The organism is Salinicola corii, assembly GCF_008298015.1.
In the GTDB taxonomy this organism is placed as follows: Bacteria; Pseudomonadota; Gammaproteobacteria; order Pseudomonadales; family Halomonadaceae; genus Salinicola; species Salinicola corii.
Genome location: NZ_VTPX01000002.1, coordinates 462,464 through 482,533 on the forward strand (window position 1 = coordinate 462,464; position 20,070 = coordinate 482,533).

A 20,070-nucleotide genomic window follows, 5' to 3' on the forward strand; every position below is an offset into this window, starting at 1 on the left:
GCACCGATGTCTTCCTCTTCCTGCAAGGTCACACTACTGGGCGCGACCGGTTCCATCGGCCGCAGCACGCTGGACGTTATCGCCCAGCACGCCGATCGCTATCAGCTTCATGCGGTGACCGCCCAGCGTTCCCGCGAGGCGCTGCTTGAGATCTGCCTACGATTCGAGCCGCAGAGAGCGGTGATTGGCTCGTCACAGGATGCGGAGTGGCTACGCTCCCGGCTTCGGGAAGCCCGGTTGACGCGGATCGACGTCTCCCATGGGGAGTCTGCCCTGCTGGAAGTGTCGCGCGCGCCCGAAGTGGACGTCGTGATGGCGGCTATTATGGGTGCGGCGGGGCTGATGCCAACGCTGGCGGCGGTCGAGGCGGGCAAGCGCGTGCTGCTGGCCAACAAGGAGGCGCTGGTGATGTCCGGCGGGTTGTTCATGGATGCCGTGTCGCGCCATGATGCCACTCTTTTGCCTATCGACTCGGAACATAATGCCATCTACCAGTGTCTTCCTATGCAGCGTGCTGGTAGACATCGCGAATTGACTCGTGATGGAGTATCGCGGCTGCTGCTGACGGCGTCGGGAGGGCCGTTTCGAACCTGGTCGCTGAATGCGCTCGAAAATGTCACGCCTGATCAGGCGTGTGCGCACCCCAACTGGTCGATGGGGCGCAAGATCTCCGTCGATAGCGCCACCATGATGAACAAGGGGCTCGAACTGATCGAGGCGTGTTGGCTGTTTGATACGTCGCCTGCGCAGGTCGAGGTGGTGGTTCATCCGCAGAGCATCGTCCATTCGATGGTCGGGTACGCCGATGGTTCGGTGCTGGCGCAGATGGGTAATCCCGACATGCGTACGCCGATCGCCTACGGTCTGGCTTGGCCTTCGAGACTCGATGCCGGGGTCGAGCCGTTGGATCTGTTCGCGGTATCCCGGCTCGATTTCGAGGCGCCGGACGAGGCCCGGTTCCCGTGTCTGCGGCTGGCTCGAGAGGCGATGGAAGCTGGTGGCACGGCGCCGGCGATCCTCAATGCCGCTAATGAAGTCGCGGTGCAGGCATTCCTCGACGGAGAGCTCTCTTTTCTTGGCATTGCCAAGCTGGTCGAGGCCACGCTCGAGGCGACCGAGATGCGAGCAGCGGATTCGTTCGACGTGATATTGTACGAGGATGCACGAGCGCGGCGGTCGGCCGAGCGTCTGCTGCATCAACGGTCTTTTCAGAGGGGGCGGGCGTGATGGATACGATCCAGAACGTACTGGCGGTCATTGTCGTACTCGGCCTGCTGATTACGTTTCACGAGTTCGGGCACTTCTGGGTGGCCCGACGCTGCGGCGTGAAGGTCTTGCGCTTCTCGGTGGGATTCGGCAAGCCGCTGTGGTCGCGTTTCGATCGCCAGGGTACGGAATACGCCATCGCCGCCATCCCGCTCGGTGGCTACGTCAAGATGCTCGACGAGCGCGAGGGGCCGGTAGCCCCGGCAGAGCTGGCTCACGCGTTCAATCGCAAGAGCGTCTGGGCGAGGATCGCGATTGTGGCGGCGGGGCCGATCGCCAATCTGCTGCTGGCTTTGGTCGCTTACTGGGCGCTGTTCGTCTATGGCTCCACTACCGTGGCCCCGGTGATCGGCGATGTGACGCCGGGGTCGCTCGCGGCCCAGGGCGGGCTACAAAGCGGGCAGGAGATCGTCAGCGTCGAAGGGCGCGAGACGCCCTCGTGGACCGAGGTCAACCTCCAGCTTATCGCTGCCATCGGTGCCAGCGGCGAGCTGGACGTCACGACCCGAGATCCCGCAGGCGGGGCGACTCGAACTCATGCCGTGCCCGTGCAGCAGTGGCTGGTGCGTCAAGATCCGCCGCAGCCGATGTCGTCGCTCGGAATCACGCCCTGGCGTCCCGAGGTACCGGCGGTGCTGGGCCGCGTGCTCGAGGATAGTCCGGCGAGTCGTGCGGGATTGCAGGCCGAGGACCGTATCGTCAGCGTCGACGGCAAGCCGATCGCCGACTGGGTCGCGTTCGTCGACGTGGTGCGCAGCCACCCTGGCGCCGAGCTGTCGCTGCAGGTCGAGCGGAATGGCGCGACCCGCGACGTCACGCTGACGCCCGAAGCGAGGCAGGCGGAGGATGGCGAGAACATCGGCTATGTGGGCGCTGCTTCCCGGGCGGTCGAGTGGCCCGAGTCCTATCGGCGCGAGATTCGCTATGGCCCGGTGGCAGCTGTTGGGCAGGCGCTGAGCAAGACCGGCGAAATGACCTGGCTGACGGTGGACTCGATCCGCAAGATGATCGTCGGCTGGATTTCGCCCTCGAACCTCTCCGGACCGATCACCATCGCCCGTATCGCCGGAGACTCGGCGCGTAGCGGTGTCGAGACGTTCATCGGCTTTCTGGCCTATCTGTCCATCAGTCTGGGGGTGTTGAATCTGCTGCCGATTCCGGTTCTCGACGGCGGTCACCTGGTCTACTACCTGATCGAGCTGGTTCGGGGCAAGCCGGTGTCGGAAACGGCCCAGGCGATGGGCTTGCGCGTTGGCGTGGCATTGGTGGGATGCCTGATGGTGATGGCGTTCTACTTCGATTTGATGCGGCTTTGACGACAGGACGTCGTTGCCGGACGGCGCCGAGAGCATCGGCGCGCGGGAAGACCCCATGAGTGGCGAGTGACGAGCTTGTCAGTCATAGGGAGAAATGTATAAGGTGCCTGTTCGATACGCGGGCGGACCCCACAGAAGCGACTGATTGCATGAAACTCAAGACCATCGGATTGGCAGGACTTCTGCTGGCCAGCTCTCCCGTTGCGCTGGCGGCACCTTTTGAGATTTCGGATATTCGTGTAGAGGGGCTGCAACGCGTCTCGGCTGCATCCGTTTTCAACGCTTTCCCCGTCAGCGCCGATCAAACAGTCAATGATCAGCAACTGGGCCAAGCTGCCCAGAAACTGTTCGATACTGGGTTGTTCGACGATATTCGCCTTTCCCGCGACGGTGACGTGCTGATCGTCAACGTGGTCGAGCGGCCGTCCATCGCCGAAATCAACATCGACGGCAACTCGCAGATATCCGACGATGATCTGCGCAAGGGGTTGAGCGACGCGGGACTGGCCGAGGGCCAGGTCCTGCAGCGCTCGACCCTGGAGGAGATGCAGCGCGAGCTGGAGCGTCTCTATCAGTCCCAGGGCCGATACAGCTCGAACATCAAGACGTCGGTCGAGCAGCTCGAGCGCAACCGAGTTCGCGTCAACATCAATATCAACGAAGGCGAAGTCGCCAAGATTCGCCAGATCAACGTTGTTGGTAACCAGGCATTCGACGACGATACGCTGCGTGATCTGTTCCAGCTCGAGGACAAGCCTGGCTGGTTCTTCGGCTGGTTCTCCGACGACGAGTATTCTCGCGAAGCGCTTTCCGGTGACCTGGAAACGCTGCGCTCGTGGTACCTAGACCGAGGCTACGTCAACTTCGCCATCACCTCGACTCAGGTGTCGATCAGCCCGGACAAGTCTCGCATCTTTGTCACCATCAACGTCGACGAGGGCAAGCGCTACAAGCTCGACAAGATCAACTTCGCCGGCGACCTGAAAATTGACGAGTCGACCGCCCGTTCGCTGGTGACCGCCAAGCCCGGCGAGTATTTTTCCCAGAGCAAGCTGACCGAATCGTCGGAGGCGCTGCGTCAGAAGCTCGGTGCCGAAGGGTTTGCCTTCGCCGATATTCAGGCCGTACCCACCGTCAATGAGGCGGGCGATACGGTAGATATCACCTTCCGCGTCGACCCGGGCCGGCGTGCCTACGTGCGTCGTATCAATTTCGAAGGTAATACCACCACGCAGGACGAGGTGCTGCGTCGAGAAATGGTGCAGATGGAAGGCGCGCCGGCCTCGACGGATCAGATCTCCCAGTCGCGTCAGCGTCTCGAACGGCTGGGATTCTTCAAGCAGGTTGACGTGGATACCCGACCGGTGGCCGGCGAACCGGACCAACTGGATGTCACCTACAACGTTCAGGAGCAGCCGTCGGGTTCCATCTCCGCCAGCGTCGGCTTCTCCCAGAGTGCTGGGGTCATCTACGGTGCGGCGCTGTCGCAGAGCAACTTTTTGGGGACCGGTAACCGGGTCAACATTGGTGCACAGCGAAGCGACACGTTCACCAACGTCAACTTCGGCTTCACCGACCCGTACTGGACTCTCGACGGTATCTCGCGTGGTTACAACATCTTCTATCGCGAAACCGACTACGAAGACTCCGATATCTCGACCTATTCGACCGATTCCTACGGCGGTAACATCAATTTCGGGTATCCGATCAACGATCTGTCGCGGCTGAACTTCGGTGTCGGCCTCGAAAACCTGTCGATCGATACCTACGACGACACGCCCTCCGAGATCGTTCGGTATACGGACGATCAGGGCGAAGACTTCTTCAACTACAAGTTGACCGCCAGCTGGACGCGCAACAACCTGAATCGCGGCATCATGCCGACTGCCGGCAGCTATCAGCGCGTCTCGCTGGAGACCGCGCTGCCCGGGTCGGACGCGGAGTACTACAAGCTGCGCTATCGTGGCCAGAAACTGTTCGAACTCAACCCTGACTGGTCGCTCAAGTTCAGCAGCAACCTGGGCTATGCCGATACGCTGGGTTCCAACGATCCTTACCCGTTCTACGAGAACTTCTACTCGGGTGGCCTGGGCTCGGTGCGTGGCTACACGGGCAACACTCTAGGGCCGAAGACCACCGAACGCGGTGACGGCGACGACGATACCCTGGGGGGCAACGTGCTGGTCGAAGGTTCCGCGGAACTGATCTATCCGTTCCCGTGGGTCGAGGACCGCCGTTCGCTGCAGACCAGCATCTTCCTCGACGGCGGCAATACCTTCCTGACTGATTGCTACGAGGTGGTACCTGGCGATGGTCCCTCCAGTTGTAACAGCGGGGTCCATCTCGACGATTTGCGCTACAGCGTGGGCTTGGGGTTGTCCTGGCTGACGCCGGTGGGGCCGTTGACGTTCAGCGTCGCCAAGCCGCTGAACGAGAAGGATGGAGACGATCCCCAGGTCTTCCAGTTCTCGCTTGGCCAGACTTTCTAGTTCAAGCGCGGTGAGTTCGCGGCGTCTCGATGACGTCGCAAAGTCGAATTCAGATGTTTTCAGATGATAATTCAGGCTCGTTCCAAGGAGATGCCGCATGCGCAAAATAGCAGGAGTTCTCGGGCTAGGTTTGTTGACGATGGTCTCCGTCCCGGCGATGGCGACGGAAGTGGGCGTGCTCGATTGGCGCGAGGCACTGATGTCCTCCAACTCCGCCCAGGCATCGATGAACCAGTTGAAGAATCGCATCAGTTCCCAGCAGCAACAGGCGGAGTCGTTGAGCCAGGAGCTGCAGCAGCTGCAGCAGCGTCTGCAGAAAGATGGCGACGTGATGTCGGAGTCCGAGCGCAACTCGGTGACCCAGCAATTGCGTCAGAAAGGCGGTCAGTTCCAGCAATTGCGTGGACAGATCTCGCAGGCGCAGCAGCAGGCCGAGCAGCAGTATCTGAAAGGCGCCAAGCCCAAGCTCGATCAGGCTATTCAGCGGGTCGTCGACGAGCATGACCTGGATATGGTGGTGGATCGTGACGCCGTGGTCTACTCGGGTGACAGCCTCGATATCACCCCCGAAGTGACGAAAATCTTCAATTCGCTCAACTGATGATTCAATCCGGCGCCCGCTCATGAAGAGAGAGACTTCCCGCTCTTATACGCTTGGCGAACTCGCCGAGCGTTTGGATGCACGCCTGGTCGGCGACGCGGATCTGCGTGTCGGCGGTCTGTCGACGCTTGCCGATGCCGGTCCGACGGATCTGGCCTTCCTGGCCAACCGGGCGTACCTGAAGTATCTGGCCGCGACTCGTGCCGGTGCCGTCCTGGTCCATCCTGCGCATGGCGACAGTTGTCCGTGCCCACGGCTGGAGCTGGAGAACCCTTACCTGGGATATGCCAAGTTGTCGCGGTTGTTCGATCCGCTGGCCAATCAGCCTCTTCGTGGCGTGCACGCGACGGCAGTCGTTTCGCCGGGGGCCCGGCTCGGCGAGCGCGTCGAGGTCGGAGCCCACTGCGTCATTGAAGACGGTGCCGATATCGCCGATGACTGCGTGATCGGCGCAGGATGCTTCATTGGCACCGATACCACGGTGGGCCGCGAATCCCGCCTGCATGCCAACGTGACGCTTTACCACGGTGTGATCGTCGGAGACCGTGCCATTCTCCATAGTGGCTGCGTCATCGGGGGCGATGGCTTCGGCTTCGCCCACGATGGCACGCAGTGGGAGAAGATCGCGCAGCTTGGCGGTGTCATGCTCGGTGACGACGTCGAGGTGGGTAGTTGCTCGAGCATCGATCGCGGTGCGCTGGGCGATACGCGGATCGGCAATGGGGTCAAGATAGATTCTCAGGTCCAGATTGCCCACAACGTGCAGATCGGGGATCACAGCGCCCTGGCGGGATGTGTGGGTATCGCGGGTTCCACTAAAGTCGGTCGCCACTGCCTGCTGGGCGGCGGAGTCGGGCTCTCCGGCCATCTCACTTTGGCCGACGGTGTACAGGTGACAGGCATGAGCCTGGTCACCAACTCGATACTGGAACCCGGCGTCTACTCCTCCGGCACCGGCTCGATGTCGAATAGTCAGTGGCGAAAGAACGCTGTACGCTTCAAGCAACTCGACGAAATCGCCAAGCGGTTGACGCGTCTCGAGCGGGATATCCGCGATAGCTGAAGGGCTTGGGCCCCATGCCCCGTAGCCGCGCCGAAAGGCTGGCGGTCGCCATGTGCGCCTGTATAATGCCCGCCCACACGGGTGAACGCCGTTTTGCCGCCCTGTGCCTGCCTTCATGGCGGGCATTTCGTTATTTCAGAGGTTGTATTGATGATCATGGACATCAACCAGATTCGCGAATATCTACCGCATCGTTATCCATTTTTATTGGTAGATCGCGTGATGGAAATCACGATTGGCGAGTCGATCGTGGCGTACAAGAACGTCAGCATCAACGAACCCTTCTTCAACGGTCATTTTCCTCATCATCCGATCATGCCTGGCGTGCTGATCATCGAAGCAATGGCCCAGGCCTGTGGCATTCTCGGTTTCAAGACCGTCAACAAACTGCCGGCCGACGGCTATGTCTACTATCTGGTCGGTAGTGATAACGTACGCTTCAAGCGCCCGGTCATGCCGGGAGATCAACTGCGGCTCGAGGCCAATGTCATCAAGGGCAAGCGAGGCATCTGGAAGTTTGCTTGCCAGGCAACGGTTGGTGACGAATTGGCCTGCGAGGCGGAAATCATCTGCGCCGAGAGGAAAATCGCTTGATTCATCCCTCCGCCATCGTCGATCCCTCTGCCCGACTGGCCGACGACGTCGAAGTCGGTCCATTCAGCGTGATCGGAGCCGACGTCGAGATCGATGCCGGGAGCGTGATCGGGCCGCATGTCGTGCTCAAGGGGCCGACTCGACTCGGCAAGCGCAACCGAATCTTTCAATTCGCTTCGGTCGGAGAAGACTGCCAGGACAAGAAGTACGCCGGCGAGCCGACGCGGCTTGAAATGGGGGACGATAACGTCGTTCGCGAGAGCGTGACGATCCATCGAGGCACCATTCAGGATCGCGGTGTCACCACCATCGGCGACCGCAATCTGTTCATGGCCTATTCCCACGTAGGGCATGACTGCCTGATCGGCAACGACTGCATTCTCGCCAATCAGGCCACGCTGGCCGGCCACGTGACCCTGGGGGATTTCGCCATCATCGGCGGGCTATCCGCCATCCACCAGTTCGCCCATATGGGCGAACATGCGATGGTCGGCGGTTGTTCCGCGATCACCAAGGATATTCCGGCCTTCATCATGGTCAACGGCAATCCGGCTGCACCCCACGGGCTGAACTCCATCGGTCTCAAACGCCGTGGGTTCTCCGCCGAGGCGATCAAGGCATTGGGTGAAGCTTACCGTCTGGTCTATCGCAAGGGGCTGACGCTCGAACAGGCCGTCGGCGAAATCGAGAACCGGTTCTCGCTCGACGAGACGCGCCGCTTCATCGATTCTCTCAAGGTTTCCCAGCGCGGTATCATCCGCTAGGAGAGGGCGGATGCGCGTCTATCTCGTGGCCGGGGAGCTGTCGGGCGATATTCTCGGCGCCGGACTGATGCAGGCGTTGAAGCGCCGTCACGCAGACATCGAGTTCCGTGGCATCGGAGGCCCGCGGATGCAGGCACAGGGGCTCGATTCGCTCTATCCCCTGGAAACCCTGTCGGTGATGGGCCTGGTCGAGGTGTTGAAGCACCTGCCTGGCCTGATCAAGGTGCGTCGTCATCTCAAGCGCGACGCGCTTGCCTGGCGTCCCGACATCATGGTCGGTATCGACGCACCGGACTTCAACATCGGCCTCGAGCGACAACTGCACGATCAGGGCGTGTGTACCGCCCACTACGTCAGTCCCTCGGTCTGGGCCTGGCGACAGGGACGGGTGAAGACGATCGCCAAGGCGGTCGACGGCATGCTCACCTTTCTGCCGTTCGAGGCCGACTTTTACGCCGAACATCGTGTGCCGGTCGCCTATGTTGGCCATCCGCTGGCCGATGAGCTGCCGCTGGTCAACGATCGCGACGCGGCGCGGCGAGAACTCGGACTTGCCCCCGATGTGCCGACCTTGGCCGTGCTGCCAGGATCGCGCGGCAACGAGATCCGTTTTCAGGGCGAGCTGTTTCTGCGAGCGGCGTCGGCACTACGCCAGCGCCTCGGTGCGTTGCAGGTGGCCGTCCCTGCCGCCTCTCCCGAACGGCAGCGAGAGCTCGAGGCTCTGCTCGCGCAATTTCCCGATCTGGCCGCCGACACGGTGATCGTCGAGGGCCGCTCGCGGGAGGTAATGACGGCTGCCGATGCGGTGCTGTTGACTTCCGGCACGGCTGCGTTGGAAACCATGCTGTGCCACCGTCCCATGGTGGTCGCCTACCGTATGGCGCCCGCCACCTATTGGCTGGCGCAACGACTGGTCAAGACGCGCTGGATCTCGTTGCCAAACCTGATCGCGCAGGAAACTCTGGTGCCGGAGCTGATCCAGAATGCGGTGACCCCCGAGTCGCTGGTCGAGACGCTACTGCCCTGGTTCGAGGACGAGCCGGTGCGGTTGGCACTCGAACAGCGTTTCGTGGCGATGCACGCCGAGCTGCAGCGCGGCGCCAGCGAGCGAGCTGCAAGCGCCATCACATCACTGGTCGGGCACGGGGTGCTGGGTCTCGAGCTCGAGAATGGTGAATGAGAGAAGCCATGCCATTGAAATCTTCGCCATCCGTCTGGCCGGACATCGTCATCGAGTACGAAGGGCACCTGATCGCCGGTGTCGACGAGGTGGGGCGAGGGCCGCTGATCGGCTCGGTCGTGGCCGCCGCGGTCATCCTAGACCCCGGGTGTCCGATCGACGGACTGACCGACTCCAAGTGCCTGAGTGCCGCGCGTCGCGAAGCGCTCGATCTCCGGATTCGCGAATGCGCGCTGGCGTTCTCCATCGCCGAGGCCTCGCCGCGGGAGATCGACTCGCTCAACATCTATCACGCCACGCATCTGGCGATGCGGCGGGCGATCGACGCGCTGCCGACACCGGCCGAGTATCTGCTGGTCGATGGCAATCGGTTACCCGGCCACGCCTGCCCGGGACAGGCCGTGGTCAAGGGCGATCTTCGGCATCCTGCCATCAGCGCAGCGTCGATTCTGGCCAAGGTGGCCCGGGATGCGCAGATGTTGGATCTCGATGCAAGCTATCCGGAATACGGATTCCGTCGTCACAAGGGGTATCCGACGCCGGAACATCTCGAGGCGCTGGCCCGTCTGGGGCCGCTGACGGAGCATCGCAGCTCCTTCGCGCCGGTTAGAGAGCGGCTCGCCGGGGTGTGAGCGCTTCATTTGACCGATAGACCCATTGTGGCTCGTACCGCCTTTGGGCATGCTTGTCCTGCCGATGCGCTGGCCACGTCGATACGTTAACGGCGTTGCCGTCCGCATGACGGGATCGATTGCCCGATATCCGAATCCATTCGCCGCCTGACTCGAGTTCGTCATGACAACACCCTTCGTTCACCTTCGTGTTCACAGCGAATACTCTCTGGTCGATGGCCTGATTCGACTCAAACCGTTGATCAATGCCACCGCCGAGGCCGGCATGCCGGCCGTGGCCGTGACCGACGATACCAATTTGTTCGGCCTGGTGAAGGTCTACAAGGCGGCCCAGGGGGCTGGCCTGAAGCCGATCATTGGTGCCGACCTGTGGCTGCACAACGCGCACGATGAGAGCCACCCTTATCGTCTGACTCTGCTGGCGATGAACGATACCGGCTACCGCAATCTGACCGAACTGATCTCGCGGGCCTGGACCGACGGCCAGCGGCAGAACATGGCGATTCTCGACAAGGCTTGGGTCTTCGAGCAGAACGAGGGACTCATCGCGCTGTCCGGCGCCCGGGAGGGGGAAATCGGGCGGTTCCTGATTGCCGAGCAGGTGGCCACTGCACGTCAACTGCTGGATGAGTGGCAGCGACATTTTTCCGGGCGTTTCTATCTCGAGCTGCAGCGCACCGGCCGCCAGTACGACGAGGAGTGCGTGCATCACTCCGTTCGCCTGGCCAGCGAGAGCGGTGTGCCGGTGGTGGCGACCAATGACGTGCGCTTTCTCGAACGCGACGACTATTGGGCGCACGAGACTCGCGTCTCGATCGGCGAGGGCAAGGCGCTGGAAGATCCTCGTCGCGAGAAACGATATAGCGAAGAGCAGTATCTGAAGACACCCGAGGAGATGGCCGAGCTCTTCGCCGATATTCCCGAGGCGCTCGAGAACAGCGTGATGATCGCTGCCCGCTGCAGTGCCAGCGTGCGTCTGGGTGAGATATTTCTGCCCGAATACCCGATTCCCGAGGGCCTGACCCAGGACGAGTTCTTCCGCAAGATCTCCCATGACGGTCTCACCGATCGTTTGAACCAGCTGTTCAAGGGCGACACGCCGATCTATCCCGGCCGCTCACTGGCGGAGCACGAGCCGGCGTATCGCAAGCGACTCGATTTCGAGCTCGATATCATCCTCGAGATGGGGTTTCCCGGTTACTTCTTGATCGTGATGGACTTCATCCAGTGGGCCAAGGACAACGACATCCCCGTCGGGCCGGGGCGAGGTTCGGGTGCCGGCTCGCTGGTCGCCTATGTGCTCAAGATCACCGATCTAGATCCGCTCGAATACGACCTGCTGTTCGAACGCTTCCTCAATCCGGAACGTGTCTCGATGCCCGACTTCGATGTCGACTTCTGCATGGAGAAACGCGATCGGGTCATCGACTACGTGGCCAATCGTTACGGCCGTGACGCGGTATCCCAGATCGTCACCTTCGGCACCATGGCGGCCAAGGCCGTGGTGCGTGACGTCGCGCGTGCCCAGGGCAAGCCGTACTCGATGGGCGACAAGCTCTCCAAGCTGATTCCGTTCGAGGTCGGCATGACGCTGGCCAAGGCGATCGAGCAGGAGCCGCAGCTCAAGGAGTATCTCGAGTACGATGAGGAAGCCGCCGAAATCTGGGAGATGGCGCTCAAGCTCGAGGGCATCACCCGGGGTACCGGCAAGCATGCCGGGGGCGTGGTCATTGCGCCGACCAAGCTGACCGATTTCTCGCCGCTGTTGTGCGAGGAGAACGGCTCCGGACTGATGGTGCAGTTCGACAAGAACGACGTCGAGGACGCCGGACTGGTCAAGTTCGACTTTCTCGGCCTGCGGACGTTGACGATCATCGACTGGGCGTTGGAGATGGTCGATGTGGTGCGTGCTCGCGATGGCGTCGGCCCGCTCGATATCAGCACCATTCCGCTGGACGACAAGCCGACCTTCGACATGCTCAAGAAGGCCGAGACGACGGCAGTGTTCCAGCTCGAATCGCGGGGCATGAAGGAGTTGATCAAGCGCCTGCAGCCGGACTCGCTGGAGGACATGATCGCACTGGTGGCACTGTTCCGCCCGGGGCCGTTGCAGTCCGGCATGGTCGACGACTTCATCAACCGCAAGCATGGCCGTGCCGAACTCGCCTATCCCAGCGCGGATTATCAGCATGAGCTGCTCAAGCCGGTACTGGAGCCGACCTACGGCATCATTCTGTATCAGGAACAGGTCATGCAGATCGCCCAGGTGCTGGCGGGCTACACACTGGGCCAGGCCGACATGCTGCGCCGTGCCATGGGCAAGAAGAAGCCCGAGGAGATGGCCAAGCAGCGCGCCGGTTTCATGGAGGGGTGCGCCGCCAACGGCATCGACAAGGATCTGGCCGGCAACCTGTTCGACCTGGTGGAGAAATTCGCCGGTTATGGCTTCAACAAGTCGCACTCGGCCGCCTACGGCCTGGTCTCCTACCAGACCGCCTGGCTGAAGGCGCATTATCCCGCGCCATTCATGGCGGCGGTGCTCTCGACGGAAATGGACAACCTCGACAAGGTCGTGCCCTTGATCGAGGAGTGCCGCCACATCGGGCTGACGGTGACGCCGCCCAACGTCAACGTCGGCGCCTACAAGTTCACCGTCGACGAAGACGGCCAGGTCGTCTACGGGCTCGGCGCGATTCGCGGCGTCGGCGAGGGACCGATCGGCGCCATTGTCGAGGCGCGGGAAGCCGAAGGCGAATTTTCCGATCTGTTCGATTTCTGTCGCCGCATCGATGGCAAGCGCATGAACAAGCGCACCCTCGAAGCCCTGATCCGCTCCGGCGCACTGGATAAGCTGGGACCGTCGCGAGCGGTGCTGGCGGTCTCCCTGGATGCGGCCATCAAGGCGGCGTCGCAGAACCAGGCCAACCAGAACCTGGGCATGATGGACATGTTCGGCGAGGCGTTTGTCGAAGCCGACGAGAATCAGGACATCTACGCCGACTATCGGCACGCTCGGGACTGGAGCGACAAGGAGCGACTGGCTGGCGAGAAGGATACGCTTGGTCTCTATCTCACCGGCCACCCGATCGATGAGTACGAGCATGAACTCAAACGCTTCGTGGCGACACGCATCGTCGATCTCAAACCCTCTCGCGAACCTCAACGGGTCGCCGGGCTGGTCGTCGCGATGCGGACCATGAAGTCCAAGCGTGGCGACACCATGGCGTTCGTCACCCTCGATGACCGCACCGGTCGTATCGAAGCCTCGCTGTTCGGCGAGCTGTTCGATCAGGTGCGCGGGAAACTCACCGCCGATCAGGTGCTGATCATCGAGGGAGAAGTCTCCAGCGACGACTACTCCGGCGGTTTGCGTCTGCGCAGCAAGGACGTCACCCTGATGGCTGACGCGCGCGCGCGTTTCGGCGAGGCGGTGGAGCTGTCCGTCGATGGCGGCCAGCTCAATGGGCGTTTCTCTCGCACGTTGCACGACAGTCTCTCGCCGTGGCTGAGCGAAGCCGGTCTGCCCGTGCGCGTGCGCTATCGCAACGCCAAGGCCAGTGGCTGTTTCGAGCTGGCGGCCTCATGGAAGGTGTCGCCCAGCGACGAGCTGATGACGGCACTTCGCGAGGTCGAGGGCTATGAAAACGTCGCATTACGCTACCGTGGCGGCTGACGTCGCACCGGGTGCAGCTCCTTGCTAACACTCGTGAAGGTGCGATAATAATCCGTTTCGCGGCACGCCAGTCGCTCGTATTTCAGACACCGAAGCTTGCCAGGATCACACAGTAGAAGCTCTATGAATCCCAATTATCTAGACTTTGAACAACCGATTGCCGAACTTCAGGCCAAGATCGAAGAGCTGCGTCTGGTCGGTAACGATAGCCGCATCAGCCTGAGTGACGAGATCGGCAAGCTCGAAGAGAAGAGCCGCAAGCTTACCGAGCAGATCTTCCGTGACCTGACCGCCTGGCAGGTCACGCAGCTGTCCCGCCATCCGCAGCGCCCCTACACGCTCGATTATCTCGACAGCATCTTCACCGACTTCGATGAACTGCATGGCGATCGCCATTTTGCCGACGATGCCGCGCTGGTGGGTGGCGTGGCGCGCCTGGACGACAAGCCGGTGATGATCATCGGTCACCAGAAAGGCCGCGACGTGAAGGAGAAGGTGCGGCGCAACTTCGGCATGCCGCGTCCTGAGGGATACCGCAAGGCTTGCCGCCTGATGGAGATGGCCGAACGTTTCAAGATGCCGGTGCTGACCTTCATCGACACGCCCGGTGCCTATCCCGGAATCGATGCCGAAGAGCGTGGCCAGTCGGAAGCGATTGCCTACAATCTGGCGGTGATGTCGCGATTGAAGACGCCGATCATCGCCACGGTCATCGGCGAGGGTGGTTCCGGTGGCGCACTGGCCATCGGGGTCTGCGACGAGTTGCAGATGCTGCAGTACTCCACCTATTCGGTCATCTCCCCGGAAGGCTGCGCTTCGATTCTGTGGAAGAGTGCCGAGAAGGCGTCGGAGGCCGCGCACGCCATGGGCATCACCGCCTCGCGTCTGAAGGAGTTGGGCTTCGTGGATACGCTGATCGACGAGCCGTTGGGTGGCGCCCACCGCAATCCTCGCAAGACCGCCGAAAGGGTGAGGGAAGCGCTGTCGGGAAGTCTGGAGCGGCTGCAGGCGATGGATACCGAGACGTTGCTCGAACGGCGGTATGGGCGTTTGATGTCTTACGGCGCCCCTCAGTAAAAATGACTGGCTGCGCTCACTCATACGGCGTTGAACGCTCGCTCGGACTGCTCATGTAGCGAACTACACTGCGCATCCTCGCTCGCGCTCGCCTTGTCTGAGTGTCGCTCGCGCAGTCACTCTAGGTTGAGGGCTGATCTGGTCGTCCTCGAAGCCCCTCTTCCTGCGCCCAGGAGGAGTTGATATATGACGCTACAACGATTTGTCGATAACGCCTTGGCGGATCATGTGCCGGGGCGTGTCGTTTGGGTGGCGCTCTCCGGTGGTCTCGACTCTTCGCTGTTGTTGCATCTGGTGGCGCCACTGGCGCGTCGGCGTGGCATCGAGCTGCGGGCGGTTCACGTCAACCACGGACTGCAGGCGGCGGCGGGCGGTTTCGAGACGCACTGTCGGGAGCTGTGTCAGGCGCTGGCGGTACCGCTGAGTGTGGCCCATGTCGAGGTAGAATCGGAGGGTCGGGGGCTCGAGGCCGCGGCCCGGGAAGCCCGCTACCGGGCGTTTGTCGAAACGCTCTCTGTCGGCGACCGTTTGTGGCTGGCGCAGCACGCTGACGATCAGGTCGAGACGTTCCTGTTGGCGGCACTGCGGGGCAGTGGCGTGCGAGGTCTGGCGGGCATGCCCGCAACGCGGCAATGGCGGGGGCTTCGAATCGAGCGTCCATGGTTGACGCTGCCCCGGTCCGATCTCGCGCGGGAGGCCCGGCATCGGGGCATCGCCTGGTGCGAGGACCCCTCCAACCAGAATCTCCGGCACGACCGCAACTTCCTGCGCCACCGGGTAACGCCGCGGCTGGCCGAGCGCTGGCCGCGGGCTGCCGACGCCGTGGGGCGCAGCGTCGCGCACCTGCAGGAGGCCGATGAACTACTGGGAGAGCTGGCGGAGATCGATCTTGCCCGCGCCGGTGGTGACCCGGAGCGCTTGCCGTTGACGACACTGCGAACGCTGACCCCGTCCCGCCTGCGCCTGCTGGTGCGTCATGCGCTTCAACGTCAAGGACTTCCCGCCCCGCCAGCCAAACGCCTGGTCGAGCTCGAGCGCCAGTTGGGCGTATCCGGTGGGGACCGGTTGCCCGCTATCGCCTGGATGGGTGGCGAGGCACGAATCTGGCGCCATCATCTATTTCTGATGGCGCCGCTGGTGGCGATCGATCTCGACTGGCAGCGGCTCTGGGATGGCCAGTCGCCGCTCGAGACGCCCTGGGGGCGTCATTCATGGGAGCTGCGATCCTCGTTGCATGACGCCGCCAGGCCGATGTTGCGAGTCGGCCTGCGACGGGGCGGCGAGACCATGCGCCTGGCTGGCCGGGGCTTGCGAGATATCAAGCGGCTGTTCCAGGAGGCCGGCATTCCACCCTGGCGGCGCGATCGGCTACCGCTGGTGTGGCAAGGTGAAGAACTCGTCGCCGTGCTGGGCGCGCTGACGGCAGAGGGATGGCGACAGACGGCATTGCCGATTCGTCCGGCGGCGGCGAGTGCACGGTCCGAAGGCGACGCCTGAAATGGCGTCGCGTTCAGACGTCGTAGGTCAACGCCAATCCTGCGGTCTTCTGATAATCGGCTTCCTGTTCGAGATCGTTGAGCAGTAATGCCTGAAAGCTGATTTCCGGTAGCGAGAGGTGCAGATCGTCACCGTTGCAGGCTAGCTGGAAATTGACCGGCGCTTGCTCCGGACGCGGATGATTGAGCATGACCGCCAGGCGAAGCAGGCGGGCCAGTCGGCAGTAGGTCGGCTGTATGGCACTGGGCAGAGCCTCCAGCTCTTTCTGGGCAAACTTGCGCCGATGCGCGCGTACCAGAAAAGCCAGCGCCTGTTGCTCGGGACGCGAGAAACCGGTCAGGTCGGAGTACTCGATGAGATAGGCTCCGTGGCGATGGAACTGGCTGTGGGAGATCGCCAGTCCGATCTCGTGCAACTGGGCCGCCCAGACCAGGAATAGTCGCTGTTCCTCACCGAGGGCCCACGACTCACTCACCTGGTCGAACGCGACCATGGCGGTTTCCGTCACATGGTCGGCATGGGATGCCTCGACGCTGTAGCGACGCATCAGCAGTTCCACGCTGTGACGGCGAGAATCCTCCGGTGTGTTGCGGCCGATCAGATCGAACAGCACGCCTTCACGTAGCGCGCCATCGGAGTAGCGCATGCGCTGGAGGTCGAAGGCCTCGAACACCGCGCAGAGGATGGCAACCCCAGCCGGGAACACGCGTGCCCGGTCCTCCTTGAGGCCTTCCATGGCGACTTTGTCCAGTTGACCGAAGCCGACCAGTCTTTTCCGCAGCTTCATCAGGGCGTCGCGTTCGATCAACGTGGCGTCCCCGTCTCCTCGTGCACCGGTCACGGCCGCCACCGCCTTGATCGTGCCGCTGGAGCCGATCGGGTCTTGCCACCCCAGCCGGCAGTATTGGCGCTGGATGTTGGCCAGTTCGGAAAGCGCGGCCATCTCGGCGCGTCGGAAACGTTTCTCGCTGAGTTCGCCATTGGCGAAGAACGCGCCAGTGTAGGCGACACAGCCCATGTGAAGGCTCTCCAGCTCCTGCGGCTGGAAATCCTCGCCGATGATGAACTCGGTGGACCCGCCGCCGATATCGACGATCAGGCGTCGGCCGTGGACCTCGGCCAGCGCATGGGCGGCCCCCAGGTAGATCAGGCGGGCTTCTTCACGACCGCCGATGATCTCGATCGGATGGCCGATCAAGGCCTCGGCACGATCGATCAGCGCGCGCGCGTTACGGGCCGAGCGGAGCGCATTGGTACCGACGATGCGCAAATCGGCGGCGGCGACGCCAGCAAGAAAAGGCGCAAAGCGTTCCAGGCACGCCAGCGCTCGATCCATGGCCGCGTCGGTGAAGTTCTCTTGGTCGTCCAGTCCGGCTGCGAGCTGGACTTTCTCGCCCATTTTGGCGACGACCTGTAGCTGACTGTCCTGATAGTTGGCCACCAACAGATGAAAACTGTTGGAACCGAGATCGATGGCGGCCAGACGGCGCGTCGCGTCTTTGGCGGTCGACTTCCCGCTCATGGCGTGGCGTCCTCGAAGGCTGGCGTAGAAGATGGATGTCCACAGGGCAACGTCGACGCCACGTCGTTCCTGGCATCCGAGGCCCTGCGTCGGGTGGCTCAAGATTGCGGTGGGGACGTGGCCTTGTCAATCGTCGGGGTGGCAGGCATGCTGCAAGACGAGGTCACTTTCACGATCGAGACGGATGCTCATGCAGCCATCGCGGCATCATTTGAATAGCGAGACTTTCGAGCAACAGCGTGAAGAGCGGGAATCGCCCTGGTTGGCGATCTTCGTCGCCGACTGGTGTCCGCCCTGCGAAACGCTGTTATCCCGACTGTCCTCGGTCTCGCACGAGTCGATCATCGGCGTGCCGGTGGGCGTGGTGGATGTCGACCGCGAGCCGACGCTGGCCGAACGCTACGGGGTCAAGGGAACGCCCACGATGATTTTGTTCGTCGCCGGGGAGCCTCGATTGACGCGTGTCGGGGCATTGTCGGAGCAGCAGCTGTTGCAGGTGGGCGAGGAGTGTACGCGTCATTAGTCGCGACACTTGATATCATGGCCCACGATCTCCATATCGTTACTTGCTTTCGGAAGATAGCTTGTCTACCATCTGGACGTTCGCCTGTTCCGAATGCTTCTCGACCGCGTCGCGGTCCCCCAAGTCGTCAGTCAATCCCAGTACCGATTCTCGGCCAACGCCGATTTTTGGATAGCGACAACTCTTTCGGATGACTCTTTCCGCGAGATTGCAGGCGAATCGAATCGCTCTCCCGGCACCTTGGTCATACGGCAAGTCGGCATCCCGACCTGCGTTGATGGCAGGGCCAATAGACCATGCGAAGCGCCTGGCTTCTGGGACGACTGAACGCGCCGCGCGGCGTTTGAACTGACCGCCTCTTGTCCTTCTTTTCTATCTCGGCAAAAGTCATTGCCTGCGACACGAGCCCTCTCTGACCGAACTCATGAATCTAACCGAACTCAAGCAAAAATCCGTTCCTGAACTGCTGGATATCGCCCGAGAAATGGGCATCGATAATCTGGCGCGCTCACGCAAGCAGGACATCATCTTCGCCATCCTGAAAAAGCATGCGAAGAGCGGCGAAGACATCTACGGCGATGGCGTCCTGGAGATTCTGCAGGATGGATTCGGTTTCCTGCGTAGCGCCGACTCCTCCTATCTCGCCGGTCCCGACGACATTTACGTCTCTCCGTCCCAGATTCGCCGCTTCAATCTTCGCAAGGGCGACTCGATCTCCGGCAAGATTCGGCCGCCGAAAGAGGGCGAGCGCTATTTCGCGCTGTTGAAAGTCAACGAAATCAATTTCGACAAGCCGGAAAACGCCAAGCACAAGATCCTGTTCGAGAACCTGACGCCACTGTTCCCGCAGGAACGGATGGTGATGGAGATCGGCAACGGTTCCACCGAAGACATCACGGCACGCGTGATCGATCTCACGGCGCCGATCGGCAAGGGCCAGCGCGGACTGATCGTGTCGCCGCCCAAGGCCGGCAAGACCTTGATGCTGCAGAACATCGCTACCTCGATCACGCGCAACAATCCTGAATGTCACATGATCGTGCTGCTGATCGACGAGCGGCCGGAAGAGGTGACCGAGATGTCGCGCACGGTACGAGGCGAAGTCGTGGCCTCGACTTTCGACGAGCCGCCGGCACGTCACGTTCAGGTCGCCGAGATGGTGATCGAGAAAGCCAAGCGGCTGGTCGAGCACAAGAAAGACGTGGTCATCCTGCTCGACTCGATCACTCGCCTGGCTCGTGCCTACAACACTGTCGTGCCGTCCTCCGGTAAAGTATTGACCGGTGGTGTCGACGCCCACGCCCTCGAGAAGCCCAAGCGCTTCTTCGGTGCTGCCCGTAACATCGAAGAGGGAGGTAGTCTCACCATTCTCGCCACGGCGCTGGTCGATACCGGCTCGAAGATGGATGAAGTGATCTTCGAGGAGTTCAAGGGCACCGGCAACATGGAAGCCCATCTGGATCGGAAGCTGGCGGAGCGGCGCGTCTACCCGGCATTCAATATTCGCCGCTCGGGTACACGCCGCGAGGATCTGATTGCGTCCGAAGAAGAGATGCAGCGCATGTGGATTCTGCGCAAGCTGCTCAACCCGATGGATGACGTCGCGGCCACCGAGTTCCTGATCGATCGTCTCAAGGATACCAAGACCAATCTTGAATTCTTCGAAGCCATGAAAAGACGTTGATTCTGGCTGGCTGCACTCGATGATACTGCGTTGGAAAATCGCTCAAGCTGCTCATTTACTCTCGTAAACTCCGCGCTCTCGCGATTTTCCGCCTTGTCTCATCTTCGTTCGCTCAGCCAGCTCTCAACGTTTCGTGAGATCTCTGGGACAAAGCAGAAAATAGAGGGCGGCATGTTATGCTGCCCTCTT

The 20,070-nt window shown here is 61.8% G+C and carries 15 protein-coding genes; 14 read left to right on the forward strand and 1 reads right to left on the reverse strand.

Features of this window, described 5'->3' with window-relative positions:
• Positions 1-6: 6 nt before the first annotated feature.
• From ispC to tilS, 12 genes are all read left to right on the forward strand, one after another.
• Positions 7-1,227 carry a 1-deoxy-D-xylulose-5-phosphate reductoisomerase gene (gene ispC, locus F0A16_RS06095; protein WP_149434478.1) on the forward strand — a complete coding sequence of 407 codons (1,221 nt, stop codon included), beginning with the start codon at positions 7-9 and terminating at the stop codon, positions 1,225-1,227.
• Positions 1,227-2,582, forward strand: a complete 1,356-nt coding sequence (gene rseP / locus F0A16_RS06100; protein WP_149434587.1) for a sigma E protease regulator RseP — start codon at positions 1,227-1,229, stop codon at positions 2,580-2,582. Before ispC ends, rseP begins: the two co-directional genes overlap by 1 nt.
• A gap of 149 nt (positions 2,583-2,731) precedes the next feature.
• Positions 2,732-5,071, forward strand: a complete 2,340-nt coding sequence (gene bamA, locus F0A16_RS06105) for an outer membrane protein assembly factor BamA (RefSeq protein WP_239023727.1) — start codon at positions 2,732-2,734, stop codon at positions 5,069-5,071.
• A gap of 97 nt (positions 5,072-5,168) precedes the next feature.
• Positions 5,169-5,672: an OmpH/Skp family outer membrane protein gene (locus tag F0A16_RS06110; RefSeq protein ID WP_149434479.1), complete on the forward strand. Its 504-nt coding sequence runs from the start codon at positions 5,169-5,171 to the stop codon at positions 5,670-5,672.
• A gap of 22 nt (positions 5,673-5,694) precedes the next feature.
• Positions 5,695-6,735 carry a UDP-3-O-(3-hydroxymyristoyl)glucosamine N-acyltransferase gene (lpxD, locus tag F0A16_RS06115; RefSeq protein WP_149434480.1) on the forward strand — a complete coding sequence of 347 codons (1,041 nt, stop codon included), beginning with the start codon at positions 5,695-5,697 and terminating at the stop codon, positions 6,733-6,735.
• Positions 6,736-6,885: 150 nt separating this feature from the next.
• The gene (fabZ, locus tag F0A16_RS06120; RefSeq protein WP_149434589.1) at positions 6,886-7,329 is read left to right on the forward strand and encodes a 3-hydroxyacyl-ACP dehydratase FabZ; all 444 of its coding nucleotides are present in this window, start codon (positions 6,886-6,888) and stop codon (positions 7,327-7,329) included.
• On the forward strand, positions 7,326-8,093 hold the full coding sequence (gene lpxA / locus F0A16_RS06125; protein ID WP_149434481.1) for an acyl-ACP--UDP-N-acetylglucosamine O-acyltransferase: 768 nt from the start codon (positions 7,326-7,328) through the stop codon (positions 8,091-8,093). Before fabZ ends, lpxA begins: the two co-directional genes overlap by 4 nt.
• Positions 8,094-8,103: 10 nt before the next feature.
• The gene (lpxB, locus tag F0A16_RS06130; protein ID WP_149434482.1) at positions 8,104-9,273 is read left to right on the forward strand and encodes a lipid-A-disaccharide synthase; all 1,170 of its coding nucleotides are present in this window, start codon (positions 8,104-8,106) and stop codon (positions 9,271-9,273) included.
• 8 nt (positions 9,274-9,281) lie between these two features.
• Positions 9,282-9,905 carry a ribonuclease HII gene (rnhB, locus tag F0A16_RS06135; protein ID WP_187775916.1) on the forward strand — a complete coding sequence of 208 codons (624 nt, stop codon included), beginning with the start codon at positions 9,282-9,284 and terminating at the stop codon, positions 9,903-9,905.
• A gap of 163 nt (positions 9,906-10,068) precedes the next feature.
• Positions 10,069-13,578 (forward strand): DNA polymerase III subunit alpha, encoded by a 3,510-nt coding sequence (dnaE, locus tag F0A16_RS06140; RefSeq protein ID WP_149434483.1) that lies wholly within the window; start codon positions 10,069-10,071, stop codon positions 13,576-13,578.
• Between the two features lie 123 nt (positions 13,579-13,701).
• Positions 13,702-14,655, forward strand: a complete 954-nt coding sequence (locus F0A16_RS06145) for an acetyl-CoA carboxylase carboxyltransferase subunit alpha (RefSeq protein WP_149434484.1) — start codon at positions 13,702-13,704, stop codon at positions 14,653-14,655.
• 186 nt (positions 14,656-14,841) lie between these two features.
• Positions 14,842-16,152, forward strand: coding sequence for a tRNA lysidine(34) synthetase TilS (gene tilS / locus F0A16_RS06150; RefSeq protein WP_149434485.1), 1,311 nt, complete (start codon positions 14,842-14,844; stop codon positions 16,150-16,152).
• 13 nt (positions 16,153-16,165) lie between these two features.
• On the opposite strand, the gene F0A16_RS06155 is transcribed toward tilS, so the two are convergent.
• Positions 16,166-17,674, reverse strand: coding sequence for a Ppx/GppA phosphatase family protein (locus tag F0A16_RS06155; protein ID WP_149434486.1), 1,509 nt, complete (start codon positions 17,672-17,674; stop codon positions 16,166-16,168).
• 190 nt (positions 17,675-17,864) lie between these two features.
• Between F0A16_RS06155 and F0A16_RS06160 the strand changes: the two genes are divergently transcribed.
• Complete coding sequence (locus F0A16_RS06160) at positions 17,865-18,197, forward strand: thioredoxin family protein (protein WP_187775917.1); 333 nt, start codon at positions 17,865-17,867, stop codon at positions 18,195-18,197.
• A gap of 424 nt (positions 18,198-18,621) precedes the next feature.
• Positions 18,622-19,881, forward strand: a complete 1,260-nt coding sequence (gene rho / locus F0A16_RS06165; protein ID WP_110602257.1) for a transcription termination factor Rho — start codon at positions 18,622-18,624, stop codon at positions 19,879-19,881.
• The last annotated feature ends 189 nt before the right edge of the window (positions 19,882-20,070 follow it).